The 25,280-nt window shown below is 65.3% G+C and carries 22 protein-coding genes; 5 read left to right on the top strand and 17 right to left on the bottom strand.

The window, feature by feature from the left end:
• Positions 1–18: 18 nt before the first annotated feature.
• Both ACTDI4_RS05435 and ACTDI4_RS05430 read left to right on the top strand, forming a co-directional pair.
• On the top strand, positions 19–570 hold the full coding sequence (locus ACTDI4_RS05435) for a hypothetical protein (protein WP_442840177.1): 552 nt from the start codon (positions 19–21) through the stop codon (positions 568–570).
• Between the two features lie 49 nt (positions 571–619).
• Positions 620–922 carry a hypothetical protein gene (locus ACTDI4_RS05430; protein WP_442840176.1) on the top strand — a complete coding sequence of 101 codons (303 nt, stop codon included), beginning with the start codon at positions 620–622 and terminating at the stop codon, positions 920–922.
• 415 nt (positions 923–1,337) lie between these two features.
• Here the strand turns inward: ACTDI4_RS05430 and ACTDI4_RS05425 are convergent, their stop codons facing one another.
• Positions 1,338–2,882, bottom strand: coding sequence for a glycosyltransferase (locus ACTDI4_RS05425; protein WP_442840175.1), 1,545 nt, complete (start codon positions 2,880–2,882; stop codon positions 1,338–1,340).
• Positions 2,883–3,323: 441 nt separating this feature from the next.
• Here ACTDI4_RS05425 and ACTDI4_RS05420 point away from each other — a divergent pair, with 441 nt between their 5' ends.
• Positions 3,324–4,157: a transporter substrate-binding domain-containing protein gene (locus tag ACTDI4_RS05420; RefSeq protein WP_442843273.1), complete on the top strand. Its 834-nt coding sequence runs from the start codon at positions 3,324–3,326 to the stop codon at positions 4,155–4,157.
• 119 nt (positions 4,158–4,276) lie between these two features.
• Positions 4,277–5,932 (top strand): lysine--tRNA ligase, encoded by a 1,656-nt coding sequence (locus ACTDI4_RS05415; protein WP_442840174.1) that lies wholly within the window; start codon positions 4,277–4,279, stop codon positions 5,930–5,932.
• Here ACTDI4_RS05415 and ACTDI4_RS05410 read toward each other — a convergent pair.
• From ACTDI4_RS05410 to ACTDI4_RS05360, 11 genes are all read right to left on the bottom strand, one after another.
• Positions 5,892–6,842: a thermonuclease family protein gene (locus tag ACTDI4_RS05410; RefSeq protein ID WP_442840173.1), complete on the bottom strand. Its 951-nt coding sequence runs from the start codon at positions 6,840–6,842 to the stop codon at positions 5,892–5,894. The two genes, ACTDI4_RS05415 and ACTDI4_RS05410, sit on opposite strands and share 41 nt — an antisense overlap.
• Before the next feature lie 10 nt (positions 6,843–6,852).
• Entirely contained in the window at positions 6,853–7,500 is a 648-nt protein-coding gene (locus ACTDI4_RS05405; RefSeq protein WP_442840172.1) for a S24 family peptidase, read from the bottom strand.
• Positions 7,501–7,578: 78 nt separating this feature from the next.
• On the bottom strand, positions 7,579–7,890 hold the full coding sequence (locus tag ACTDI4_RS05400; RefSeq protein WP_442840171.1) for a type II toxin-antitoxin system RelE/ParE family toxin: 312 nt from the start codon (positions 7,888–7,890) through the stop codon (positions 7,579–7,581).
• Complete coding sequence (locus ACTDI4_RS05395; RefSeq protein WP_442840170.1) at positions 7,880–8,086, bottom strand: hypothetical protein; 207 nt, start codon at positions 8,084–8,086, stop codon at positions 7,880–7,882. Before ACTDI4_RS05395 ends, ACTDI4_RS05400 begins: the two co-directional genes overlap by 11 nt.
• 83 nt (positions 8,087–8,169) lie before the next feature.
• Positions 8,170–10,389, bottom strand: coding sequence for a 3-hydroxyacyl-CoA dehydrogenase NAD-binding domain-containing protein (locus tag ACTDI4_RS05390; protein WP_442840169.1), 2,220 nt, complete (start codon positions 10,387–10,389; stop codon positions 8,170–8,172).
• Between the two features lie 10 nt (positions 10,390–10,399).
• Positions 10,400–11,608, bottom strand: coding sequence for an acetyl-CoA C-acetyltransferase (locus tag ACTDI4_RS05385; RefSeq protein WP_442840168.1), 1,209 nt, complete (start codon positions 11,606–11,608; stop codon positions 10,400–10,402).
• A 30-nt stretch (positions 11,609–11,638) separates the two neighbouring features.
• On the bottom strand, positions 11,639–12,808 hold the full coding sequence (locus ACTDI4_RS05380) for an acyl-CoA dehydrogenase family protein (RefSeq protein WP_442840167.1): 1,170 nt from the start codon (positions 12,806–12,808) through the stop codon (positions 11,639–11,641).
• Positions 12,805–13,161, bottom strand: coding sequence for an endonuclease domain-containing protein (locus ACTDI4_RS05375; protein WP_442840166.1), 357 nt, complete (start codon positions 13,159–13,161; stop codon positions 12,805–12,807). Before ACTDI4_RS05375 ends, ACTDI4_RS05380 begins: the two co-directional genes overlap by 4 nt.
• Before the next feature lie 199 nt (positions 13,162–13,360).
• Positions 13,361–15,157: an acyl-CoA dehydrogenase C-terminal domain-containing protein gene (locus ACTDI4_RS05370; protein WP_442840165.1), complete on the bottom strand. Its 1,797-nt coding sequence runs from the start codon at positions 15,155–15,157 to the stop codon at positions 13,361–13,363.
• A gap of 246 nt (positions 15,158–15,403) precedes the next feature.
• On the bottom strand, positions 15,404–16,081 hold the full coding sequence (gene rpe, locus ACTDI4_RS05365) for a ribulose-phosphate 3-epimerase (RefSeq protein WP_442840164.1): 678 nt from the start codon (positions 16,079–16,081) through the stop codon (positions 15,404–15,406).
• 71 nt (positions 16,082–16,152) lie between these two features.
• On the bottom strand, positions 16,153–17,934 hold the full coding sequence (locus tag ACTDI4_RS05360; protein WP_442843272.1) for an SLC13 family permease: 1,782 nt from the start codon (positions 17,932–17,934) through the stop codon (positions 16,153–16,155).
• A 212-nt stretch (positions 17,935–18,146) separates the two neighbouring features.
• Here ACTDI4_RS05360 and ACTDI4_RS05355 point away from each other — a divergent pair, with 212 nt between their 5' ends.
• Positions 18,147–18,485, top strand: a complete 339-nt coding sequence (locus ACTDI4_RS05355) for a hypothetical protein (protein ID WP_442840163.1) — start codon at positions 18,147–18,149, stop codon at positions 18,483–18,485.
• 2 nt (positions 18,486–18,487) lie between these two features.
• Here the strand turns inward: ACTDI4_RS05355 and ACTDI4_RS05350 are convergent, their stop codons facing one another.
• From ACTDI4_RS05350 to ACTDI4_RS05330, 5 genes are read right to left on the bottom strand one after another with little or no spacing between them, the layout of a single operon-like run.
• Complete coding sequence (locus ACTDI4_RS05350) at positions 18,488–19,429, bottom strand: 2-hydroxyacid dehydrogenase (protein ID WP_442840162.1); 942 nt, start codon at positions 19,427–19,429, stop codon at positions 18,488–18,490.
• 37 nt (positions 19,430–19,466) lie between these two features.
• Complete coding sequence (locus tag ACTDI4_RS05345; protein WP_442840161.1) at positions 19,467–21,098, bottom strand: ABC transporter ATP-binding protein; 1,632 nt, start codon at positions 21,096–21,098, stop codon at positions 19,467–19,469.
• A complete protein-coding gene (locus tag ACTDI4_RS05340) occupies positions 21,095–22,249 on the bottom strand; it encodes an ABC transporter permease (protein ID WP_442840160.1) in 1,155 nt (384 codons plus the stop codon). Before ACTDI4_RS05340 ends, ACTDI4_RS05345 begins: the two co-directional genes overlap by 4 nt.
• On the bottom strand, positions 22,249–23,355 hold the full coding sequence (locus tag ACTDI4_RS05335) for a microcin C ABC transporter permease YejB (protein WP_442840159.1): 1,107 nt from the start codon (positions 23,353–23,355) through the stop codon (positions 22,249–22,251). Before ACTDI4_RS05335 ends, ACTDI4_RS05340 begins: the two co-directional genes overlap by 1 nt.
• A 24-nt stretch (positions 23,356–23,379) precedes the next feature.
• On the bottom strand, positions 23,380–25,248 hold the full coding sequence (locus tag ACTDI4_RS05330) for an extracellular solute-binding protein (RefSeq protein WP_442840158.1): 1,869 nt from the start codon (positions 25,246–25,248) through the stop codon (positions 23,380–23,382).
• Between the last annotated feature and the right edge of the window lie 32 nt (positions 25,249–25,280).

The following is a 25,280-nucleotide window of genomic DNA, read 5'->3' as shown; positions in this document are numbered from 1 at the left end:
ACCCACTGGAGACTGACCATGCCGAACAACACTGTTCGCGCAGACGGGGAAGCTATACCCGCTGCCAACCAGATGAACCGCCGCACCATTCTGCAGTCCGCGTCTGCGGCTGGACTGGCCGCCATTATTCCCAGCGCCGTCGCGGCGAGGGAATACGGGCCTCGTGATCCGAACCACCCGTGGAACCGGGCTCGCCACCATGCACGGATGCTGTCTGATGCTTTGGCCGAGATAGCTGACGGGGCGACCTACGCAGAGGTCTACCCTCGCGGCTACGAATTGCCGATCCGGTTTGGTGATATCAGCTACCTGGAAGACTACCGACAGACAGAAATTCGGGCGCTGTTCGACCAGTGGAAGGCCATTGTGGAAGATGGCTGTCGGCACCTGACAGATGCGCAGTTGGACGAACGCTACCAACGATATTCTGCCCTGCAAGACCAAATCGCGGCCCTGAAACCGCGCACCGCCACAGAGTTTGCGATGCAGTTCTATGTGGCCACCGACAGGGGCGAGAGCCACTACCCCGACGAATTCATGTCCGCCGTCAAGGCGCTGATCGGTGTCTGACGCCCGATTGATTTTCCCACACCCCTGATTGTCCACAACAGGTGCAGATATGAGCGATGCAACTCTTTTGAGGCTCGAAGCCAAATTCATGGAAGCGAATGACCAGTGGGACGCGGCCACCGCCAGGACGGCCGCAGCGGAGAAGGAGGAGGAGCGAACCGCTGCTGAGGTCAGCAAACTTTTCGATAGCATCATGAAAACGCGGGCCACGACGCTTGCCGGCCTTCTTGTGAAAATGAGGGTCCGGGAGCGGTGGAACACGGACGAGGAGGCCAGCGAACTCGTAATCCTCAAAAGCCTGATCGCCGACATGAAGGCGATGACCAAGCCGGATAAGGCGGCGCAGAGATGACCGGCGCCAATCCCTCCCTTCATACTCACCGAGCGCGGCCTTTTGATGAGGGCGAGCTTCGCGCCCTTTGGGACAATGCAACGCCGGAGGCACGGGCCGAGGCGTTGGGCATTCTCCGAGCCGCCGAGGCCGCACGCAAAGCCGGGGCGCGATGAACAGCGCAGCCTTGCGCCTGCCAGTCGCAGCACCGCGCGTTGACGGGGCCCGCGAGTTCATAGAGAACTGTGGGTGGCAAATTCGGAATTATTCCGCTTTTGCCATAGCGGTCGGCAATGAGGCAAACCCCGAGCCAGCCCGGTAATTTGCCGAAACCGCTCCTCGTGGTGCCCAGGGGGTGCCCCGCGCCGTTGCTGCCTGGCCGCCATTCCCGCCCCCAAAGGTCACCGCGAGGAGCCTGCTCGGCGCACATTTGTTGCTATGGTGTTGCTATGTGATGAAATTCCGACTGACAATAAACAAAATTATGCATATTTTTCCGATTGATAGTTGATTTTACACAAGGGCGGGACCAGCCCTTGAACCAGCGCGTGCGTTGCGGCAGCCATATGTCGAGCCGTGTCGGAGCGGGCTCGTAGGTCGGGCATGATATGGTCTCGGCCCGATAGCCGAAGCGGGCCAGCCGCATGCCGAGATCTGCATCCTCGGTGACGTTGTAGGGGTCCCAGCCACCCACCTCTTCCAGCGCAGCGCGGCGGAAATGATTGGAGGTGCCGCCCAGCGGCAGCATCAGCCTTCGCTGAGACAGCCAGGGCAGAAGGCCCCGGAACAGCCCGGCATATTCGAAGGCGAACATGCGCGCGATGGCGCTCTCGTGCCGGTTCGAGATTTCCAACGGCGCCTGCACGACCGCAAGATCCGGCCCGCCATCGCGGAAGCGCTGCCAGGCCTCGGCAAGCTGCAGGGGATGAGGTCGGTCCTCGGCGTCGTAGAGGGCGACGAAGTCGCCGCCGGTCATGGGAAGCGCGTAGGCCAGCGCCTTGGGCTTGGTGCGCGGCTCGCCGGGCGGCACCTCCACCACCTCGATATGCGCGGGCAAGCGCCGCGCCCGCAGCGCCGCCAGCGTGCCCGCGTCGTCGGCCTCGCAGACCAGCTTGATCTCGAGGCGGTGGCGCGGCCACACGATGCCGTCCAGCGCCGCCAGCAAGCCGGGCACGATTGCCGCCTCCTTGTAGAGCGCGACCAGCACGGTGAAGACCGGTACGTCGCCCTCCGGCAGCGGCACCTGCGCCACGGGCTGTCCCGGCCGGATCGAAGCCACCGCCGCGAAGCGCAGCACCACGCAGGCGAAGAAGAAGAGCGTGATCAGCACGTGGAGCGCCATCAGCACCGCTCTGGGCTCAAGCAGAATGCCCACCGGGAGCGCGGTGAGCAGGATGCCGACCATGGTGCCCTGCCAGGCATTGGCGACGATGCGCGCGGACATGGCCGGAAACTTCTCGAATAGGCCGCCCACGGCCGTCCTGGCCAGCAACGGGGCAGCACGGCGCAACATTGCGGCGCGCATGATCTGCGGGTCGACCAGCTTCATGCGGGCGGCAAGGCCGGGACTGGACCGCAGGCGCGCGCGCACAAGCCCGAGCCCGATACGATCCAGCGCGATGAGGAAGGAGATGCTGCCGTCCTTTTCCACGAGTTTCACCGGCAGGTGGCCATCGCGCCGCCGCAGCAGCGCGATCACATGCGCGTCGCTCACCAGCAGCCTGCGCGGGTCGACCGCATCGGCCACTGCGATGCCGATATCGTGCGCCACCGCATCGAGCAGCGCAGGGGAGCAGACAACGCCGGCGGTCACGAGCCCCGCCGCGAAGTCGCCGCCTTCCGCCCGGGCCTGAGCGGCCACCTGCGCCGCCACCTCCAGCGGCACGCCCAGCCGCTCCAGCACCGGAAGCCATTCAACCAGTTCGGGAAAGAAAGCACCGGCGACGCGCGCGCCGCCGGCACCGAATTCCATCCGCCACATGCTCCCCTCCGATTCCGCTGCAACGCACGTTCCGGCCCCGGCGCGCGCCCGGACCTTCGTTCACCGGTATTTTTTTGGATCAGTCGCTTCTATTCGGCCGGTATCGCAAGGCCAGGCCGCCCCGCCTTCAGATGCAAGATGTCACGCCGCCCGACCGGCGGAAATGACGCCGCCCCCTGGCCCCTATCGGAAATATTGTGCCTGTAACCGAAACGAATCATTGCAACATCCACCCATGTCGCATTTCGATGCACGGTAGGGGACGTCACATATGTGCCAATCTGCAGTCTCGACGCACATCCCCTGTTGCGTCACGTCCGCCGGCATTTCCTAATTTTCCAACAATAGCCTCAATTCCGGATGTTTGAACTAAAAATCATTGTGACAGCGATAATTTCATTCCAAAGTACAATCGCCCGATGGAAGGAATATTTCGTGACATTGCGCCAGCTCGCCCTCGTACTGGTTGCGATCCTGTCGGCGACGGCGCCTGTGCGGGCTGCCGAGCCCCAGCCGCCCCTGTTGTGGGACACCGGCGAGCGCCTGGCGAAACCCGATCTTTCGGCTCTGCCCCGGCTGCGCTTTTTGACCGGCACAGACTTCCCGCCGTTCAACTTCCTCGATCAGGCGGGGCGGCTGTCGGGCTTTCACATCGACCTGGCGCGCGCCATCTGCGCCGAGCTTGCGCTGGCCGACCGCTGCCAGATTCAGGCGCTGCCCTGGGACGAGTTGAATGCGGCCCTCGAAAAGGGCGAGGGCGAGGCCATCATAGCCGGCATCGCCGCCACGCCGGACACGCGGCTGAAATACGCCTTCTCGCGCAGCTACCTGCAATTTCCCGCCCGCTTCATCGCCGCAAGGTCCGCGGCGTTCGCCGAACCGCTCGACAAGGCATTGCGCGGCAAGCGCGTCGGCGTGCTTTCCGGCTCGGCCCATGAACGCATGCTCGCCGACTATTTCGGCACCGCGACGAGCGTCGGCTACACCAAGCCCGACGACCTCTACACAGACCTGAAGGCCGGCAAGATCGATGCCGTGTTCGGCGACGGCATGCGGCTGGCCTTCTGGCTGGCAGGCGGGGAAGCGGCCGGATGCTGCCGCTTCGTCGGCGGCCCCTATCTGGCGCCGGAATATCTGGGCACGGGCCTCGCCATCGCGGCAAGACCGGGCGACACCAAGCTGACCGAGGCCTTCGACTACGCACTCCAGCAGATTTCCGCCAGGGGCATCTTCGCCGAACTCTACCTGAGATATTTCCCCGTCAGCTTCTACTGAGCGACCGCCGGATATCCATGCGATGTCCGGAAAAAGGCGTGCAATCGTTGACGCTCCGGCCCTTGCCGCATAGAGCGGAGCGGCCGGCAGCGTGCCGGCGCAACCGCAGGACGCTCGACATGGCTGGACTTCCCCCGCTCGATCTCAACCCGGACCTCATCGCCGCGGCCGCCGAAAGCAAAGCGTGGCCGTTCGAGGAAGCCAGGAAGATCATCGCGCGCTACGCCAAAACCGGGTTTCCCGAGACCGTGCTGTTCGAGACCGGCTACGGCCCCTCCGGCCTGCCGCATATCGGCACCTTCGGCGAGGTGGCACGCACGACGATGGTGCGCCATGCTTTCCGCATCCTGACGCAGGACAAGGTCAAGACGCGGCTGCTGTGCTTCTCCGACGACATGGACGGCATGCGCAAGATTCCCGACAACGTGCCCGACCGCGCCGCGCTCGAACCCTATCTGCACATGCCGCTGACGGCGGTGCCCAATCCCTTCGGCGGCGACTACGAGAGCTTCGGCCACCACAACAATGCGATGCTGCGGCGCTTCCTCGACACGTTCGGGTTCGACTACGAATTCGCCAGCGCGACCGATTATTACAAGTCGGGCCGCTTCGACGAGGTGCTTTTGCGCGCCGTCGGGTGCTACGACAAGATCATGGCCGTGATGCTGCCGACCCTGGGCGAGGAGCGGCAGGCCACCTACAGCCCCTTCCTGCCGATCTCGCCCAAGACCGGCCGTGTGCTCTACGTGCCGATGAAGCATGTCGACGCCGGGGCCGGCACCATCACCTTCGACGACGAGGACGGAACCGAAACCACGCTGCCGGTAACCGGCGGCAAGGTGAAGCTGCAGTGGAAGCCGGATTTCGGCATGCGCTGGGCGGCCCTCGGCGTCGATTTCGAGATGTTCGGCAAGGACCACCAGACAAATGCGGCGATCTACGACCGCATCTGCAACATATTGGGCGGACGCGCGCCGGAGCATTTCGTCTACGAACTGTTCCTCGACGACAAGGGCCAGAAGATATCCAAGTCGAAGGGCAACGGCCTGAGCATCGACGAGTGGCTGACATACGCTCCGACCGAAAGCCTCGGCCTCTACATGTTCCAGAAGCCGCGCGTGGCCAAGAAGCTCTATTTCGACGTCATCCCGCGCGCCGTGGACGAATATTACCAGTTCCTGTCCGCCTATCCGAAGCAGGACTGGAAGAACCGCCTCGGCAATCCCGTCTGGCACCTGCACAACGGCAACCCGCCGCCGATCGACCTGCCCGTTCCGTTCGCGCTGCTGCTCAACCTCGTCAGCGCTTCCAATGCGCAGAACAAGGACGTACTGTGGGGCTTCATCTCGCGCTATGCGCCGGGCGTGACGCCGGCCACGCACCCTGAACTGGACAAGCTGACCGAATACGCCATCCGCTACTTCGACGACTTCGTGAAGCCGACCAAGCAGTTCCGCGCCCCGGACGAGGTGGAGCGGGAGGCGCTCGCCAAGCTTTCAGAGGCGCTTTCGGCGCTGCCGGCCGGTGCCGATGGCGAGGCGATCCAGACCGCCGCGCTGAACGTGGCGCGCCGGATCGAACGCTACCAGGACCATTCCAAGCAGGCGCCTGAAGGCGGCCCCGGCGTTTCGGTCGCCTTCTTCCAGATGATCTACCAGGTGCTGATCGGCCAGGAGCGGGGCCCGCGCTTCGGCTCCTTCGCCGCGCTCTATGGGGTGGCGGAGACCGTGGACCTCATCGGCCAGGCGCTGGCGGGAAAACTTGCAGCGGCGTAGGCGCACTTCCGGCCGGCGGCGTGGCCGCCGTGCCTGAAAGATCGAGGATGGACGACGGCTGGTCCGGACCCGGCAGCGGCGCAACACTGATCGACGGCTCCGGCGGCAGGTCCGACACATCCGGCGCGGGCCCGAAAATGCCTTTCCCGGCCGCGCGCGCCTGTTCGCCCGCTTCCGCATAAGGACCACCAGCGGCGGCGCGCACCCAGCCGTTCTCCACCAGCCACAGGCCGATGTCCTGGTTGCCGATGTGGCACTGGGCCGTGACCGGCCGGTTGCCGGTCTCCGGCTCGGCACAGATCACGGCGCGGTTGCGCAGGAAGGCGCGGAAGGCCGTGCGCGCCCGCATCCCGCACGCCCACTGGGTGCCGGCATCGTCGGTGCAGGTCTCGTCGGGCTGCGTCACCTCGATACCCGAAATGGCAATGGAAATACCCTTCGAACCGACCTCGCCGGCGGCGGGCGCAACCGGCTGGAACAGCGGCTCGCCTTTCCATTCCTGCGGCACCGGAGCAACGTCCGGCTGCCCTGGCTTGCCGCGCGGCGCCTCCGGTTTCGGCGGCCCGGCGAGCGCCAACTCGCTCAGCGGCGCACGAGGCGCGACACGCTCCAGCGCGCCGGTCCCGGGGGATGGTGAAACGACCTCCGGATCGATCGCCCGCCACGGCGCGGGCGCGGCCGGCGCCTTCACATCGCCGGCTTCGTGCGCAGCATCAACCTCGGGTGCCGGTGCCAGGGCATCGGGTTCAGCCACCTCGCTCTCGGGCGTCAACGCCTCGGGCGGCAGATCCTCGGGCATGTCGATCTCTATGGCGGCCTCGCTGACGGCAAGCCGATGCCCGCCCGCCGAGATGGCGAAAGCCGCTACGAGCAGGCCTGCAGCCGCGATCGCTGCATGGGCGGCGCGCATGGCGGGCGTCCTACTGGCTCGCCCACACGATCCGCGCCATCCACTCGATCTCGGATAGAGGAATGTCGCGGGCCGGATGGGCCGGATTGAGCGAGACCAGCAGCACGGAGCCGGCAGAGTGCCGCTCCAGCACCTTGGCCATTACCTCGCCGCCTCCGGTCTTGACCACGACGCGGTCGCCCTTGCGCACCGCCGCACCGGGCTCGACGATCAGCACGTCGCCATTGCGGTAGAGCGGCAGCATGGAATCGCCCTGCACCTTCAGCGCATAGGCGCCTTCGGCCGACTGCGCCGGCAATTCGACGAGGTCCCAGCCCTGGCCGACCGGAAAACCGGCATCGTCGAAGAAGCCGCCGGCGCCGGCCTGCGCGAAGCCGACAAGCGGCACGGCGCGCCCCGCGCGCGAGTTGGCCCGGGCGGACGCTGTCTTGTCGTCCAGCAGGGCCAGCAATTCGGCCAGCGAGGCGCCGGTGGCCTCCATCACCTTGGCCAGCGATTCCGTGGACGGCCAGCGCGGCCGCCCGTCGGACGACCGGCGCTTGGACTTGTTGAAGGCGGTGGAATCGAGGCCGGCGCGCCGGGCCAGCCCCGAGGCCGACAGCGAAGACCGCTCGGCCAGGGCGTCGATGGCAGCCCATACGCGCTCATGCGAGAGCAATGTTCGCGCTCCTTCGGACAGGAAAAAATGCCTTTCCTCCTTTAGTGCAGGAGGCCCTGACTGTCCAGCTTGCAACGCTCACAACGGCAGGCCCGGCATCTGCTGCCGTGCCATATCCATGGAGGAGTGGATCACACGCACGATAGCGAGTTTGCCGTCGCGGGGAACATAGAAGACAACATAGGGAGAAATGCTGAACTTGCGCAGCGTTTCGTCAGCGAAGCCCGCTGCAACGGCCCCGATAAACGGTCGCTCGCACAGGAGACGCAGAGCCTTGTCTATTCGTCCCTGCAGTGCTTGCGCGGCGGCTGGATTGTCGGCGGCAATATAGGCTAGGATTTCCTCTACATCTCGGCGCGCGCGCCGGGTAGCGACCAGTTCAAGCGCCATAGCGCGCTTTGAGATCCGCCAGAAGGGTTTCTCCGTCCACGACATCGCCGGCGTCAAGCTCGCGCAGGCCTTCGTCAAGCAAATCCCGAAGGGTGAGATATTTATCTATGTAGTGCAGGAGATCGTCGCCCAATTGCTCCTGCATGCCCTCGGGCAATTTGGCGGCCCGTTCCAAAGCGAGTTCAAGCTTGGTCATAGTCACACCTTTTGGAACAGGATAACGCAAAGCCGAGCCTTTAAAAAGACAAAGGCCCGGCATCTGCTGCCGTGCCCGATGCCTCAGGCCGCTTCCTTCGTCTCCCGCTTTCCGTACGGATCGAAGCGCTGGTAGAAGGTCTCGCCCTTCTCGGCCATGTCGGAAAGCAGCCTGGGCGCCTTGAATTCGGCACCGTATTTCTTCTGCAAGCCCTTGGCCATCTTGACGAACGCCTTGGCACCGATGCCGTCGATGTAGGACAGCGCCCCGCCCGTATAGGGCGCGAAGCCGAAGGCCAGGATGGAGCCCACATCGGCCTCGCGCGGGTCGGTGACGATGCCTTCCTCCATCACGCGGGCGGCCTCCAGCGCGATGATGGCGAGGAAGCGCTGCTTCAGTTCCTCGTAGTCGACATCCTCCGGCTCCTTCTGGGGGTAGAGGTCCTTGAGGCCCGGCCACAGGCTCTTCTTGGCCGGCTTGGCGGGATAGTCGTAGAAGCCCTTGCCGTTCTTGCGGCCCTTGCGGTCGAATTTGTCGACCATGGTGTCGATCAGGTCCATCTGCCTGGGGTCGACGGCCTTGTCGCCCAGATCGCGCATGGTCTGCTTCATGATCTTCTGGGCAAGGTCGACGGCCGTCTCGTCGGTCAGCGCCAGCGGGCCCACCGGCATGCCGGCCGCCCTGGCGGCATTCTCGATCATCGGCGCCGGCACGCCCTCGATCAGCATCTTGTAGGCTTCCGACATGTAGCGCAGCACGCAGCGGTTGACATAGAAGCCGCGCGTGTCGTTGACCACGATCGGCGTCTTCTTGATGGCGCGGACATAGTCCATGGCCACCGCCAACGCCTTGTCGCCGGTCTTCTTGCCGAGGATGATCTCCACCAGCATCATCCTGTCCACCGGCGAGAAGAAGTGGATGCCGACGAAATTCTTCGGCCGGACGGAGTTCTTCGCCAGCGAGGTGATGGGAATGGTGGAGGTGTTGGAGGCAAAGACCGACGAAGACTTCAGCACGGCCTCTGCCTTCTCGGTCGCCGCCTTCTTGACCGCCGAATCCTCGAACACTGCCTCTACGACGAGATCGCAGCCTTCGAGCGCGGCATAGTCGGCCGTCGGCGTGATGAGAGACAGCAGTCTGTCCTTTTCGTCCGGCGTGGCGCGGCCCTTCCTGACGAGGCCGTCCATCAGCCCGGCGGAATGCGCCTTGCCCTTTTCGGCCGACTCCAGATCGCGGTCCAGCAGCGCCACGGGAATGCCGGCTTTCGCCGTGACATAGGCGATGCCTGCGCCCATGAAGCCGGCGCCGAGCACCCCGATCTTCCTGAATTTGGTGGGAGCGATGCCCTCGGGCCGGCGTGCGCCCTTGTTCAATTCCTGCAGGGAGACGAACAGCGAGCGGATCATAGCCGCCGCCTCGCGGGTCTGCATGATCTCGGTGAAATAGCGCTGCTCGATCCTCAGTGCCGTGTCGAAGGGCACCAGCAGGCCTTCATAGACGCATTTCAGAATGGCGGCTGCCGCCGGATAATTGCCATAGGTCTCGCGGCGCAGGATGGCGATGGCCGGCGGCCACAGATTGGCGCCGGCGGCCGAATAGATCGGCCCCCCCGGCAGCTTGAAACCCTTCTCGTCCCAGGGCTGCACCGGCTTCAGGCCGGCGGCGATCATGGCCTTGGCCGCCTCGACCAACTTGCCCGGCTCCACGACATCGTGGACGAGCCCCATGGATTTGGCCTTCTGCGGAGAGAGATTCTGCCCGGAGGTCAGCATCTGCAACGCCTGCTGCTGGTCGGTCAGGCGCGGCACGCGCTGGGTGCCGCCGGCACCGGGGAAGATGCCGACCTTCACCTCCGGCAGCGCCATGCGGACCTTTTCGGAACCGGCGGCGAGCCGCCCGTGGCAGGCCAGCGAAAGCTCGAAGGCGCCGCCCATGCAGGTGCCGTTGATGGCCGAGACCCAAGGCTTGCCGCAGGTCTCCAGCTTGCGGAACAGATGGCTCATGTAGCCGGCCGTCTCGAACAGTTTCCTCGTCGCCGCCGCGCGGTCCTTGCGGCTCTCGGCGGCGAAGGTGGCCAGCATCTTCTGCAGCATGGCGAGATCGGCGCCGCCGGAGAAGGTCTCCTTGCCGGAGGTGATGACCGCGCCCTTGATCGCCGCGTCGGAGGCCACCTTGTCGATGATGGCGTCCAGTTCGCGCATCACCTCCTCGGTGAAGACGTTCATGGAGCGGTCGGGCATGTCCCAGGTGACGAGGGCGATGCCGTCGGCGTCGATGTCGAGGGTGAAATTGATGTAGGTCATTTTTGCCCCCTTAAACGCGTTCGATGATCGTGGCGGTGCCCATGCCGGCGCCGATGCACAGCGTCACCAGCGCGGTGTTGAGGTCGCGCCGCTCCAGTTCGTCCAGCACGGTGCCGAAGATCATGGCGCCCGTCGCACCCAGCGGATGGCCCATGGCGATCGCCCCGCCATTGACGTTGATCCTGTTGTGCGGAATGTCGAACGCCTGGCAGTAGCGCAGCACGACGGAAGCGAAGGCTTCGTTCAGCTCGAACAGGTCGATGTCGGAGATCTTCATCTTCGCCCGTTTCAACAGCTTTTCGGTGACGTCCACCGGCCCGGTCAGCATCAGCACCGGTTCGGACCCGATATTGGCAAAGGCGCGGATGCGGGCGCGCGCCTTCAGGCCCATGGCCTTGCCGGCCTTCTTCGAGCCGAGCAGCACGGCTGCCGCACCGTTGACGATGCCGGAGGAATTGCCGGCATGGTGCACGTGGTTGACCGCCTCGACTTCCGGGTGCTTCTGCACGGCTACGGCGTCGAAGCCGCCCATCTCGCCCGGCATGACGAAGGACGGATTGAGAGCCGCCAATGCCTGCATGTCGGTGGCCGGGCGCATATGCTCGTCATGGTCGAGGATGGTCAGGCCGTTCTGGTCTTTGACCGGAATGACCGACTTCTTGAACCAGCCCTTCTCCCATGCCTTGGCCGCGCGCTTCTGGCTCTCCACCGCATAGGCATCGACGTCGTCGCGCGAAAAGCCGTATTTCGTGGCGATCAGATCGGCCGAGATGCCCTGCGGCACGAACCAGGCAGGCAAGCCGACCGAGGGGTCCATGAACCAGGCGCCGCCGGACATGCCCATGCCGACGCGGCTCATCGATTCCACGCCGCCGGCGATGACGATGTCGTCGGCGCCCTGAGCGATCTTGGCCGCGCCGAGATTGATGGAGTCGAGCCCGCTGGCACAGAAGCGCGAGATCTGCATGCCGGGCGCCTTGTCATGATAGCCCGCCTCGAAGGCGGCCGCGCGCGGAATGACCGAGCCTGCCTCGCCGACCGGATCGACACAGCCGAAGATGATGTCGTCCACCTGCGCCGTATCGAGCCCGTTGCGGTCACGGATCGCCTCAAGCGTGCGGGCCCCCAGCCGCACCGCCGGCACCTCGTGCAGAGAGCCGTCCTTCTTGCCGCGCCCGCGCGGGGTGCGCACGGCGTCGTAGACATAAGCTTCAGCCATTTTTCTTCTCCTCGGGCAAGATCGCTGCGCCTAGAGCGTGCGCGCGATCAGCAGCTTCATGATCTCGTTGGTGCCGCCGTAGATGCGCTGCACACGGGCGTCGCGCCACATGCGTGCAATGGGATATTCATTCATGTAGCCATAGCCGCCGAACAGTTGCAGGCATTCATCCACCACCTTGCCCTGCAGGTCGGACAGCCAGTATTTAGCCATGGAGGCGGTGGCAGCATCGAGCCCGCCGGCAATATGGCGGGCGACGCAGTCATTGTAGAAGACGCGGCCGATGGTGATCTCCGTCTTCAGTTCCGCCAGCTTGAACTGGGTGTTCTGGAAGTCGAGGATCGGCTTGCCGAAGGCCTTGCGCTCCTTCACATAGTCGACGGTCGCCGCCAGCGCGCGCTCGGCCATGGCTATGGCCTGGCCGCCGATCAGCAGCCGCTCCTGCGGCAATTGCTGCATGAGTTGGACAAAGCCCTGCCCTTCCTCCGCTCCCAAAAGATTGGCCGTGGGCACGGACAGGTCGTTGAAGAACAGTTCGGAGGTGTCGTTGGCCTTGAGCCCGATCTTGTCGAGGTTGCGGCCGCGCTCGAAACCATCCGCATCCTCGGTCTCGACCACGATCAGCGAGGTGCCCTTTGCCCCCTTCGCCGGATCGGTCTTGGTGACGACGATGACGAGATTGGCGTTCTGGCCGTTGGTGATGAAGGTCTTGGAGCCGTTGATGCGATAGCGGTTCCCGTCCTTCTCGGCCCGGGTCTTGACGCCCTGCAGGTCGGAGCCTGCGCCCGGCTCGGTCATGGCGATGGCGCCGATCAACTCGCCTGTCGCCAGTTTCGGCAGCCATTTTGCGCGCTGCTCCTCCGAGCCATAGTGGAGGATGTAGGGCGCCACGATGGCATTGTGCAGCACGATGCCGAACCCGTCGACGCCGACATGGCCGATGGCGTCGATGATGGCAGCCTCATGCGCATAGGTTCCGCCGGCCCCGCCATAGTCTTCCGGCATGGAAGCGCACAGAAGGCCGGCCGCGCCCGCCTTCTCCCAGGCCGAGCAGTCGACGATCTCATTCTTCTCGTAGGCGTCGTAATGCGGCGCGATCTCGTCTTCCATGAAGCGGCGCGCCATGTCGTAGAGCATGGTGACGTCTTCGGTGGCCCAGGCGGGTTTCGGCAGGGACAGAACTTCGGCGGGATCGGTCATGTCTGTTCTCCAGCGTTCCCCTCTCCCTTGAGGGGAGGGTGGCCGCGAAGCGGTCGGGAGGGGTCGCCGATGAGATGCTCAGCCTTTTCCTTCACCATCTGCGCAACATGCCAGGCACTGTGCGTCACATCCGGCTCGTCGATCCGCAGAACCACATAGCCAAGTGAGTTGAGATACGCATCGCGATTGGCGTCATGGCGCTTGCCCGGCCCGGTTTCGTGGAGGTCCCCATCGACCTCGACGACCAGCCGTACTGAAGGGCACAGGAAATCGACAATATAAGGCCCGATCGGCGCCTGACGCCGGAACTTCAGGCCATGGGTCCGCAATTCACGCAGTTCGTACCAGAGCAAGGCTTCCGCCTTTGTGGCATGCACCCTCAGCTTGCGCGCCTTTTGACGCATTTCAAAGCTGACACGTGTTCGGGGCACAGCGGCAATTCTCCCAACCGACGTTCCGGGGCCGGAGGTCGGCGCACGGCCGCCAGAACCCCTCCCGGCCCTTCGGGCCACCCTCCCCTCAAGGGGGAAGGAGACGCCGCCGCCCAGCATCCTAAAACGCCTCCGCCGGCAGCGCCATCATGGCGTCGGCGCCGGACGAGACGCGGGCGAGATGCGCCGCGGTTTCCGGCATCGCGCGCTCCACGAAGAAGCGGCCGGTGACCAGCTTGGCCTCGTAGAACGCCATGTCCTCGCCGGCGCCTTCGGCCAGCTTTTCCTGCGCGACCTTCGCCATGCGGCCCCACATGTAGCCCAGCGCCACCAGGCCGAAGAGATGCAGGTAGTCGGTCGAGGCCGCGCCGGCATTGTCCGGCTTTTGCAGGGCGTTCTGCATCAGCCACATGGTGGCCGCCTGAAGATCGTTGAGGCCCTTCTTCAGCGCCTTGGTGAAAGGCGCCAGCTTCTCGTCGGCGCGGTGCGTCTCGCAGAAGCCGCCGACCTCCTTGAAGAAGGCCTGCACGGCACGGCCGCCGTTCATGGCCAGCTTGCGGCCGACGAGGTCGAGCGCCTGGATGCCGTTGGCACCCTCGTAGATCATGGCTATGCGGGCATCGCGCACGAACTGGCTCATGCCGTGCTCTTCGATATAGCCGTGGCCGCCGAACACCTGCTGCGCCATCACCGCATGCTCGAAGCCCTTGTCGGTCAGCACGCCCTTCACCACCGGCGTCATCAGCCCCATGTGGTCGTCCGCCGCCTGCTGTTCCTCCTTGTCGCCGGAGCGATGCGCCACGTCCGACTCCAGCGCCGTCCACAGCACCAGCGCGCGGCCGGCCTCGTTGAAGGCGCGCATGGTCATCAGCGTGCGGCGAATGTCGGGATGCACGATGATCGGATCGGCGGGCTTGTCGGGCGCCTTCGGCCCCGACAGCGCGCGGCCCTGCAGGCGCTCCTTCGCATAGGCGACGGCGTTCTGGCTGGCCACCTCGCCCATCGACAGGCCCTGCAGGCCGACGCCGAGGCGGGCCTCGTTCATCATGGTGAACATGGCGCGCAGCCCGCCATTCTCCTGTCCCAGCAGATAGCCTTCGGCCTCATCATAGTTCATGACGCAGGTGGCGTTGCCGTGGATGCCCATCTTTTCCTCGATGGAACCGCAGGAAACGCCGTTTCGTGTCGCCGGATTGCCTTCGGCATCCAGCTTGAACTTGGGCACGATGAACAGGGAAATACCCTTGGTGCCGGCCGGCGCGCCCTCGATGCGGGCCAGCACCAGATGGACGATGTTGTCGGCCATGTCGTGCTCGCCGGCCGAGATGAAGATCTTCTGGCCGGAGATGCGGTAGCTGCCGCCGCCTGCCGGCACGGCCTTGGTGCGCAGCAAGCCGAGATCAGTGCCGCAATGCGGTTCCGTCAGGTTCATGGTGCCGGTCCAGACGCCCTCCACCATCTTCGGCAGCCAGGTCTGCTTCTGCTCCTCGCTGCCATGGGCGAGGATGGCGGCGACGGCGCCTTGCGTCAGGCCGGCATACATCATCAGCGCCATGTTGGCGGAGGACAGATATTCACCTACCGCCGTGTGGACGACATAGGGCAGGCCCTGCCCGCCATATTCGGCCGGCACGGCCAGCCCCATCCAGCCGCCGGCGCGATACTGGTCGAACGCTTCCCTGAAGCCCTGCGGCGTCGTCACCGAGCCATCGTCGCGGCGGATGCAGCCTTCCATGTCGCCGACGCGGTTGAGCGGCTGCATGACGTTCTCGGCCAGCCTGGCGCCCTCGGCCAGGATCGCCTCCAGCACGTCGGCGGAGGCGTCGGAGAAACCGGGAAGATTGGCGTGACGCTCATAGCCCAGCACTTCGTTGAGCACGAACAGCGTGTCCCGAACGGGCGCTGTATAGATCGGCATCGCGTCTTCCTCCAGCCTGCGAAAAGATCGCGGCCGTCACCGTGGACGAGGCGCCGGCCGATGTCGAGATGCGACATAGCAAATATTGACGTTTCCGTAAACGTCAATCTGATGCCGACGCAGGGTTTCGGGAAAAGCCGATCGCCGGGCCGGCGGCGAGCTGTCACGGAGCAAGCGCAAACGCGGTCACCCTGCAGCGAACAGGAAGAAAAATGGACAAAAACGCGCCGCAAGCGGCGGCGCGGATCAGGGTCGCGCCGCGTCGGCAGCAGCGCGGATGGCCTCGATGTTGGCCCGATAGGCCTCCACGCTGCCACCTTTGAAGACGGCGGCGCCGGCCACCAGAACGTCGGCCCCGGCCGCCGTCACCAGCGGTGCGGTTTCGGGCGAAACGCCGCCGTCGATCTCGATACGGATGGGGCGGTCGCCGATCAGCGCCTTGACGCGCTTCACCTTTTCCACGACGGCCGGAATGAAGGCCTGCCCGCCGAAGCCGGGGTTCACCGTCATGAGCAGGACGAGGTCGAGCCGGTCGAGCACATATTCGATGGCGCTTTCGGGCGTACCAGGATTGAGCGACACGCCGGCCTTCCTGCCGAGGTTCCTGATCGTCTGGAGCGAGCGGTCGAGATGCGGGCCAGCCTCGGCATGGACGGTGATGCCGTCGCAGCCGGCATCGGCGAATGCGGCCAGATACGGGTCGGCGGGCGCGATCATCAGGTGGCAGTCGAAGAAGATGTCGGTGCGGTCGCGGATCGCCTTGATGACGGGCGCGCCGAAGGTGATGTTCGGCACGAAATGGCCGTCCATCACGTCGAGATGAATCCAGTCGGCGCCGGCCGCAGCCACCGCCTCGACCTCGTCGCCAAGCCTGGAGAAGTCCGACGCCAGCACCGAGGGTGCAATCAGGGTTTTCTTGGCCATGTCCGCTTTCCGTTCCTGCGATTTCCCCTGCCCCTAAACGTCCGTCCGCCGCTTGTCGACAGGAAAAGCCTTCACCGGCCGATGGGCCATACCAGCAGCAGCATCGGCACGGCCACCAGCACGATCAGCACGGACAGCGGCAGCCCCAGGCGCGGATAGTCCGAAAAGCGGTAGCCGCCCGGTCCCATCACCAGCGTGTTGCACTGGTGGCCGATGGGAGTAAGGAAATCGCAGCCGGCGCCGATCGCCACCGCCATCAGGAAAGCGTCCGGCCGATAGCCGAGATTCTGGGCGAAGCCGGCGGCGATCGGCGCCATCACCAGCACGGTGGCGGCGTTGTTGAGGAAGGGCGTGACGGCCATGGCCGCCACCAGCATCAGCGTCAGCGCCCCGTAGCCGGGCAGGCCTTGGCCGAGATCGGCCAGAGCGGCGGCGATCACGTCCGTGGCGCCGGTGCGGTGCAGCGAATCGCTGACCGGGATCAGCGCCGCTAGCATGACCAGGATCGGCCCGTCGAGAGCGGCGTAGACTTCGCGCAGAGGGATGACGCGCAGCAGCACCATGGCCACCGCCGCCGCGAAGAACGCCACCTGCACCGGCAGCGCGCCGAGGGCCGTGGAGCCCATGGCGGCCGCCAGGATCAGCACGGGCACGATGCCGCGCCGCGCGCTGCCCAGCAGCAGCGCCCGCTCCGCCAGCGGCAGGAGGCCGAACTCGCGCAGGAATTCCGGCAATGTCCGCTGGTTTCCCTGTACCACGACCACGTCGCCGAGCCGCAGCGTGATCATACCCAGCCGCTGGTCCAGGCGCTCGCCCTTGCGGCTTACCGCCAGCAGGTTGACGTTGAAGCGGTCGTAGAGAAGCAGACGCCGCGCCGACCAGCCGATCAGGCTGGACCGCTCGCCGATGACTGCCTCCACAGCGGCCGTATCCGTGCCGGCGCCGGCGCCCTTCGGCGGTTTCGGCCCCTCGCCGAGGCTCAGCCTCGCCTGGGCCACCAGGCGGTCCAGCGCCTCGTGGCTGCCCTCGATCAGCACGATGTCGCCTTCCCGCAGGACGGCATCGGGCAAGGGCGCGATGCGCAGTCCGCCGGCCCGCAGGATCGAGGTGATGGCGGCCTCGCCGGCCGAGATCTTCAGCAAGTTGGCAAGCGGCTGGTCCACCACGGCCGATTCGGACGTCACCCGGGCCTCGGCCATGTAGTTCTTGATGTCGAGGGCCTCGTGCAGGGCGGCGTCCTTGCGCTCGCGCTGCGGCACCAGCCAGTAGAACAGGATCAGGAAGACCGCGCCCGCAACAGTCAGGGCCAGCCCCACCGGCGTGAAGTCGAACATCGAAAACGGCACGCCTTCCAGTTCGCCGCGCAGGCGGGAAACCACGATGTTGGGCGAGGTGCCCACCTGCGTCATCAGCCCGCCCAGCAGGGAAGCGAAGGCCATCGGCATCAGGAAGGTGGAGGGCGAGACGTTCGAGCGCCGCGCGAACTGGAAGGCGATCGGGATCATGATCGCCAGCGCTCCGATGTTCTTCACGAAGGCCGACAGCACCGCCACAGTGACCACCAGCAGCGCGAGTTGCGCCCGCACAGTGGACACGTTCGGAGCAAAGCGCTGCACGGCATGTTCCATGATGCCGCTGCGCGCCACGCCGGCGCTGACCAGCAGCGCGGAACCGACAATGATGACGATATCGTCGCTGAAGCCGCTGAAGGCACGGTCCAGCGGCACCACGCCCACGGCAAGAGCCACCAGCAGCGAACAGGCGGCGACAATGTCGTAGCGGTAGCGGCCCCAGACGAAGGCCGCCATCATCAGCACGATCACCGTGAAGGAAAGGAGCTGCGGCAGAGTGATCATGGACGCGCAGGGGGCAGGTCGGCGAAAACACCTGCGTCGCGGTTTCGCCGCAGGTCATAAAAGGCCGCGGTACCGGCGACCGGCGGGCGGGCAGCGCCAAAGCGGACCCGCATGCAGGCGGCAGGCCGGGGTTTTTGCCCCGATGCCTCGACAAAGCCCGATTCTCCTGACTGATAGGGCAACAGGCCGAGTGGCCTGGAGAAGCTTCGATGCGCATGTGCGCCGCCTTCGCCCTGTGCCTGCTGGCCGCCGGTTGCGGCGCCAACTCGCTGGCCTCGGACGAGGACAGGGAGGTGCAGTCCTCGCTGCAATACGACAAGGTGGACTGCGCCCGGCTTGCCGCACAGCGCGATGCGCTGGCGCAGCGCTACGGCCTGGCCCGCAACGCCAAGCCGACCTTCACCAACCTGCCGACGGGGTTCGGGGTCGTGGCTCCGGACCTGCGCCCGGCCGCCGAGCGCGATGCCCAGGACGCGGCCGGCGCGATCGACGCCATGAACCGTTCGCTCACGCGCCGCCGCTGCCCCGGCGCGCCGAAACCGGACTGAACTCAATAGCCCGCCTCGCGGCTCACCACATGGTCCAGCTTCTCGCCGCGCTCGAAGGCTTCCATCTGGCGAAGCATCACCGGCACGAGATGATTGGGGTCGGACGTCGCCGCCGCATGCGGGGTCACGAACACCTTCGGGTGGCTCCATAGCGGGCTGGTCTTGGGCAGCGGCTCGACCTCGAACACGTCGAGGCTCGCCTCCTTCAGCGTGCCGTCATCGAGCGCGCGCACGATGTCGGCGTCCTTCTGCAGGCGCCCGCGCCCCGCATTGATCAGCACGGCTCCGCCGAGGGCGTTGCGGCGGCGCAATTGCTTCAGCAGGCCGTAATTGAGGATGCCCCGGGTGGCCGGCGTCAGCGGCAGGAGCACCACGAGGATATCGGTGGCGTTGAGGAACGGAACGAGACCCTCCTCGCCGGCGAAACTTGTCACGCCATCCATGCCGTGCCCGCTGCGGGACCAGCCGTTGACACGGAAGCCCAGCGGCAAAAGTGCCGCCGCCGCCGCACGGCCAAGGCTGCCGAAGCCCATGATGCCGACGGCCACGTCCTCGGCGGTGCGCTGCGGCGGGTCGTGCCAGATCTTCCTGGCTTTCTGGGCACGGTAGAGCGCGCCCTGGCGATGATGGTCGAGGACGCGCCAGACCACATATTCGGTCATGTGCCGGGTGAGGTTGTCGGCCACCACCTTGACGATCGGCACGTCGGGAATGGTCGGGTCGGCGAAGATATGGTCGACACCGGCGCCGATCGAGAAGATGACCTTCAGATTCGGAAGATGCGAAAGCAGGTTGGGCCGCTGCTTCCACACCACCGCATAGGTGATGGAGGGGTCTGCCGGGCCGTCCGGCTCGGTCACCACATCGCGCTCGGCCGAAAGCAGTTCGTGCCAGCGCTGCGGATGGAAACCGGTAACAGCGAGCAGAACGCGACCCTTGTCCATGGCAGGCATTTTTCCTCGATAGCTCTCAGGACCGTGTTCAATCGCCGACCACGCCGGCCTGCGCCGTCTCGATGCGGAAGGCGGCCGAGATCAAGGCCCTTGTATAGTCGGTTTGGGGGTTTTCGAAAATCTGCCTGGCAGGGCCGGCCTCCACCACCTTGCCGTTGCGCATGACGATGACGTCGTTGGCCAGCGCGCGGACGACCTTGAGGTCGTGGCTGATGAACAGATAGGCCAGATCGTGCCGCGCCTGCAGATCGCGCAACAGATCCACGACCTGCGCCTGCACGCTCATGTCAAGCGCCGAGGTCGGCTCGTCCAGCATCACGAAGCGCGGCTTCAGCACCATGGCGCGCGCAATGGCCACGCGCTGGCGCTGGCCGCCGGAAAATTCGTGCGGATAGCGGAAGCGGGTGGCGGGATCGAGCCCCACTTCCTTCAGCACATCCACCACGCGCCGGTCGCGCGCGTCGGCATCGAGCTTCGGCTCGTGGATCTTCAGCCCCTCCTCGATGATCTCGGCGATCGACATGCGCGGGGAGAGCGAGCCGAACGGGTCCTGGAACACGATCTGCAGGTCGCTGCGCAGCGGCCGCATCTGGCTGAAGGAAAGTTCGTTGATGTCCCTGCTCTCGAACTTGATCCGGCCGGTGGAGGAGATCATGCGCGCCAGCGCCAGCCCCAGCGTGGTCTTGCCCGAGCCGGATTCACCCACGACGCCGAGTGTCTGCCCGGCGCGCACGGTGACGTCGATGCCGTCCACCGCCTTCACATGGTCGACCACGCGGCGGAAGAACCCCTGCTTGATCGGGAACCAGACCTTGATGTCCTCGCCGCGCATCACCGGCTTCGCCTGCGGGTCGGCGGCGGGCGGCTTGCCCTTCGGCTCGGCGGCGAGCAGGTGCTTCGTGTAGGCGTGCTGCGGCTCGGCGAAGATGCGCTCGGTCGGGCCGGTCTCGACGATCCTGCCCTTGGTCATCACGCAGACGCGGTCGGCGATCTTGCGCACGATACCCAGGTCATGGGTGATGAACAGCATCGACATGCCGTTCCTTTCCTTGAGCCGTGCCAAAAGCTCGAGGATCTGGGCCTGCACCGTGACGTCGAGGGCCGTGGTGGGCTCGTCGGCGATCAGCAGTTCCGGTTCGTTGGCGAGCGCCATGGCGATCATGACGCGCTGGCGCTGGCCTCCGGAAAGCTGGTGGGGATAGGCCGAAAGCCGCTTGGCCGGATCACGGATGCCGACCTCTTCCAGCAGTTCCAGCGTGCGCTTGCGGGCCTGACCCTCGCGCATGCCCCGATGCAAGGCGAGGATCTCGCCGATCTGCTGTTCGATCGTGTGCAGCGGGTTGAGCGACGTCATCGGCTCCTGGAAGATCATGGTGATCTTGTTGCCGCGCACGGCACGCAGTTCCTTCTCGCCGAGACCCAGCAGGTCCTGCCCGCCGAACAATATCTGCCCCGAGGGATGGCTTGCCGGCGGATAGGGCAGCAGTTTCAGCACCGAAAGCGCCGAGACCGACTTGCCCGAGCCGGATTCGCCGACCAGCGCCACCGTCTCGCCCTTGCCGATCTCGAAGGAGACGTGATCGACGGCAAGCGAGGTGGAACCGCCCTGCGCGAAGGCCACCGAGAGATCGCGGACAGAAAGCAGGGGAGAGTTGCTCACTTGAACGTCTTCCTCGGATCGAAGGCGTCGCGGGTGGCCTCGCCGATGAAGATCAGCAGCGACAGCATGACCGAAAGCGTGACGAAGCCGGCTATGCCCAGCCACGGCGCGTTGAGGTTGCGCTGGCCCTGTTTCAGCAATTCGCCCAGCGATGCGGAGCCCGGCGGCAGGCCGAAGCCGAGGAAGTCGAGCGAGGTCAGCGTGGAGATCGAGCCGTTGAGGATGAAGGGCAGGAAGGTCAGCGTCGCCACCATGGCATTGGGCAGCAGATGCCGGAAGATGATGGTGCGGTTGGGCACCCCGAGCGCGCGCGCGGCGTTGACATATTCGAAGTTGCGGGCGCGCAGGAATTCCGCCCGCACCACGCCGACGAAGGCCACCCAGGAAAACAGAAGCATGAGGCCCAGCAGGATGAAAAAGCCGGGCGGCAGCACGGCGGCCACGATCAAAAGCAGGTAAAGTACGGGGATGGCCGACCAGATCTCGATGAAGCGCTGGAACAGGAGATCGACCCAGCCGCCGAAATAGCCCTGCATGGCGCCCGCCGACACGCCGATGAGCGCCGAGCCGATGGTCAGCGTCAGGCCGAACAGCACGGAGATGCGAAACCCGTAGATGACGCGCGCCATCACGTCGCGCGCCTGGTCGTCGGTGCCCAGCCAGTTCCAGTTGCCGAGATTGCAATCGGGATCGGCCGCGCCTTGCGCATATTGCGCGCAGCGCGTCTCGACGCCGTATTCCCATGAGGGCTTTGCCGGCGCCGCCTCGGGAACGGCGTTGTTCACGGTGCGATAGGAGTAGCGGATCGGCGGCCAGATCATCCAGCCATGGGCCTCGATCTCGTCGCGGATGACCGGATCGCGGTAGTCGGTGACGGCGTAGAAGCCCCCGAATTTCTCTTCCGGATAGGCGACCAGAACGGGGAAAAGAATCTCGCCCTTGTAGGAGGCGATGATCGGCTTGTCGTTGGCGACGAATTCGGCAAACAGCGACAGCACGAACAGGACGAGGAAGATCCACAACGACCAGTAGCCGCGCCGGTTGGCCTTGAAATTGGCCCAGCGGCGTCGGTTGAGCGGCGAAAGCCATGGCCGCGCCCGGCGCTCCTCGATTTCGGTTTCCACCGCCGCCTTCAACTGGATGTCCGACATCAGACATCCCTCCGCTCGAAGTCGATGCGCGGGTCGATCCAGGTGTAGGTGAGGTCGGAGATGAGGCTGATGAACAGGCCGATCAGCGAGAAGATGTAGAGGTTGGCGAAGACGACCGGATAGTCGCGGTCCACCACCGACTTGAAGCCGAGCAGGCCGAGCCCGTCGAGGGAAAAGATGTTCTCGATCAGCAGCGAGCCGGTGAAGAAGGCCGAGATGAAGGCGCCGGGAAAGCCGGCGATGACGATCAGCATGGCATTGCGGAAGACATGGCCGTAGAGCACCTGCCGCTCCGACAGGCCCTTGGCGCGCGCCGTCACCACATATTGCTTGCGGATCTCCTCCAGGAAGGAATTCTTCGTCAGAAGCGTCGTGGTCGCGAAGGCCGACAACACCATGGCCGTCAGCGGCAGCGTCAAGTGCCAGAAATAGTCGAGAATGCGCTCTGGCCAGGAAAGCTCCCACCAATTGTCGGAGATTAGCCCCCGCAGCGGGAACCAGTCGTAGAACGAGCCGCCGGCGAACAGGATCATCAGCAGGATGGCGAACAGGAAGCCGGGAATGGCGTAGCCGACAATGACGATGGCGCTGGTCCAGGTGTCGAAGGTCGAGCCGTCCTTCACCGCCTTGCGGATGCCGAGCGGGATCGAGATCAAATAGGAGAGCAGCGTGATCCACAGCCCCAGCGAGATGGAAACGGGCATTTTCTCCAGGATCAGGCGCACCACCGAGATGTCGCGGAAATAGCTGTCGCCGAAATCGAAGCGGGCGTAGTTCCACAGCATCAGGCCGAAGCGCTCGAGCGGCGGCTTGTCGAAGCCGAACTGCTTTTCCAGCCTGGCTATGAATTCGGGGTCCAGCCCCTGGGCGCCGCGGTATTTCGAGCTGGCCGCGCCGGCTGCGTCGAAGCCGGCGTTGCCCATGGTGTCGCCGCCCCCGCCACCCCCAAGGCGGTCGCTGGAATCGCCGCCCTGGCTGGTCAGCCGGGCGATGACCTGCTCCACCGGGCCGCCCGGCGCGAACTGGATCACCACGAATGAGATCGCCATGATGCCGAGCAGCGTCGGAATCATCAAAAGGATGCGGCGGAGAATGTAGGCGCCCATCAGAACCCTATGCCAACCGGATTGTCAGGCTTTGCCAATCTTCGCCGCCTTGTCCTTGTCGAACCACCACAATGTCTCGACCGGGAAACCGTAATCGGGCTTCGGCTCCCTGAAGCCGAACATGTCCCAGTAGGCCACCCGGTGATTCGCCAGATAGTATGTTGGAATCCAGTCCAGCCGTGCGCGCAAGACCCGGTCGAGCGCGCGCAGCGCCGTCACCAGTTCCTCGCGGCTTTGCGCCTTGCCGGCGGCCGCCACCAGCGCGTCTATCGCCGGACTTTCCGTGCCGGGGTAGTTGCGGGTTCCCGGCCGGCCGGCGGCCCGGGAGGAATAGATCGTTTCGAGCCCATCGACGGTCGGCGTCGCGCCGATGGAGATCGCCGCCATGTTCATGTCGAAGTCGAAGTCGTTCTGGCGCGCGGCATATTGGGCTGAATCGACCATGCGCACGGACGCCTCGATGCCGATCGCCTGCATGTTTTCGGTCCAGGGCAGCAAGATGCGCGCCAGTCCGTCTTCGTTGCACATGATCTCGGCCTTGAGCCGTTCGCACCTGGCGTTTACGACGAAGTCGCCCGTCCGCTTCCAGCCGGCCTCGGCCAGCAGCTTGACGGCCTGGCCGAGCAACTTGCGGTCGCGCCCCGAGCCGTCGGAGACGGGCTGCATGACCGCCTCGCCGAAGGTTTCCGGCGGCAGTTCATCCCGGAACGGCTCCAGCAGAGCCAGTTCGGCGGGCGAGGGCATGCCGTCGGCGCGGAAATCCGATCTCTCGAAATTGGACTGGGAACGTTCATAGGAGCCGGCGAACAACGTGCGCTTCGTCCATTCGAAATCGAAGCACAGGCCGATCGCCCGCCGCACCCTGACATCGCGGAACTGCTCCCGGCGCTGGTTCAGCGCCACCGCCTGCATGGACGGCCATTTCTCTCCCGGAAACTCGCGCTTCACCACCTTGCCCTGGGCAATGGCGGGAAAATCGTAGTCGCTGACCCAGACGCGGGCCGTGAATTCCTCGCGGAAATGCGTATCGCCCTTCTTGAACGCCTCGAAGGCCGCCTGCCGGTCGCTGTAGAAATCGATGCGCAGGCGCTCGAAATTGTGTTGGCCGCGATTTACGGCCAGGTCCCTGCCCCAATAATCCGCCACGCGCTCATATTCGATGAACTGTCCCGCCGAGACACGGCCGACCTTGTAGGAGCCGGAACCGAGCGGCGGCGTCATGCGCCCGGCCTCGAAATCGTTGTCGCTGTAATATGCCCTGGACACGATCGGCATGGTCGCAATGGTGAGCAGCGTCTGCGACGACTGCCGGCCGGAAAATCTGAGCCTCACGGTGCCGGCGTCGAGCGCCCTGGCTTCGTCCAGCTCCGTCAGCGGCAGCAGCAGGTCCGGGTGGCCCTTTTCCTTGTAGAGCGTGAGCGAAAAGGCCACGTCCTGCGCCGTCAGCGGCGTTCCGTCGTGCCAGCGCGCCTGCGGCCGCAGTGCAAAATCGAAGCTGTTGCGGTCTTCAGAGATCGTGACGCTTTCGGCCAAAAGCCCGTAGATGGCGTCCGGCTCGTCCAGCGCCCGCGCCATCAGCGCGTCGAAGCACAGTTCCATGCGCGGCGGCGCGTCGCCCTTCAGCGTGAAGGAATTCAGCGTGTTGAAGGTGAACGGGCTCTGGTTGTAGGCCCAGTTCGGCGGCGGGAAATTGAAGGCGCCGCCCTTGGGCGCGTCCGGGTTCACGTAGTCGAACTGCTTGAAATCAGGCGGATATTTCAGGTCGCCGAACACCGACAGCCCATGCAGCCCGGTGCCGGTGGGGCTGGCGGAGAACGCGGCGCCGGGCAGAAGGGCCGCGGCGCCGGCGGCCGCGCCAAGGGCGAGAAAGTCACGGCGGGGCAAGCTTTTCAAATTCCCGACCTCCGGAGGGCGAAACTCCCCTT

The sequence above is a fragment of the Mesorhizobium sp. PUT5 genome (genome assembly GCF_052216645.1).
Classification (GTDB): Bacteria; Pseudomonadota; Alphaproteobacteria; order Rhizobiales; family Rhizobiaceae; genus Mesorhizobium.
Note: the sequence above shows the minus strand (reverse complement) of the source record. Positions and strands in the feature narration are given on the sequence as shown.

Coding starts and splice junctions, on each gene's coding strand:
- ACTDI4_RS05390 (WP_442840169.1), bottom strand. CDS start 10,389: ATGACCTACATCAATTTCACCCTCGACATCGACGCCGACGGCATCGCC.
- ACTDI4_RS05335 (WP_442840159.1), bottom strand. CDS start 23,355: ATGGGCGCCTACATTCTCCGCCGCATCCTTTTGATGATTCCGACGCTG.
- ACTDI4_RS05355 (WP_442840163.1), top strand. CDS start 18,147: ATGCGCATGTGCGCCGCCTTCGCCCTGTGCCTGCTGGCCGCCGGTTGC.
- ACTDI4_RS05415 (WP_442840174.1), top strand. CDS start 4,277: ATGGCTGGACTTCCCCCGCTCGATCTCAACCCGGACCTCATCGCCGCG.
- ACTDI4_RS05395 (WP_442840170.1), bottom strand. CDS start 8,086: ATGACCAAGCTTGAACTCGCTTTGGAACGGGCCGCCAAATTGCCCGAG.
- ACTDI4_RS05340 (WP_442840160.1), bottom strand. CDS start 22,249: ATGTCGGACATCCAGTTGAAGGCGGCGGTGGAAACCGAAATCGAGGAG.
- ACTDI4_RS05380 (WP_442840167.1), bottom strand. CDS start 12,808: ATGACCGATCCCGCCGAAGTTCTGTCCCTGCCGAAACCCGCCTGGGCC.
- ACTDI4_RS05370 (WP_442840165.1), bottom strand. CDS start 15,157: ATGCCGATCTATACAGCGCCCGTTCGGGACACGCTGTTCGTGCTCAAC.
- ACTDI4_RS05435 (WP_442840177.1), top strand. CDS start 19: ATGCCGAACAACACTGTTCGCGCAGACGGGGAAGCTATACCCGCTGCC.
- ACTDI4_RS05410 (WP_442840173.1), bottom strand. CDS start 6,842: ATGCGCGCCGCCCATGCAGCGATCGCGGCTGCAGGCCTGCTCGTAGCG.
- ACTDI4_RS05430 (WP_442840176.1), top strand. CDS start 620: ATGAGCGATGCAACTCTTTTGAGGCTCGAAGCCAAATTCATGGAAGCG.
- ACTDI4_RS05385 (WP_442840168.1), bottom strand. CDS start 11,608: ATGGCTGAAGCTTATGTCTACGACGCCGTGCGCACCCCGCGCGGGCGC.
- rpe (WP_442840164.1), bottom strand. CDS start 16,081: ATGGCCAAGAAAACCCTGATTGCACCCTCGGTGCTGGCGTCGGACTTC.
- ACTDI4_RS05350 (WP_442840162.1), bottom strand. CDS start 19,429: ATGGACAAGGGTCGCGTTCTGCTCGCTGTTACCGGTTTCCATCCGCAG.
- ACTDI4_RS05400 (WP_442840171.1), bottom strand. CDS start 7,890: ATGGCGCTTGAACTGGTCGCTACCCGGCGCGCGCGCCGAGATGTAGAG.
- ACTDI4_RS05425 (WP_442840175.1), bottom strand. CDS start 2,882: ATGTGGCGGATGGAATTCGGTGCCGGCGGCGCGCGCGTCGCCGGTGCT.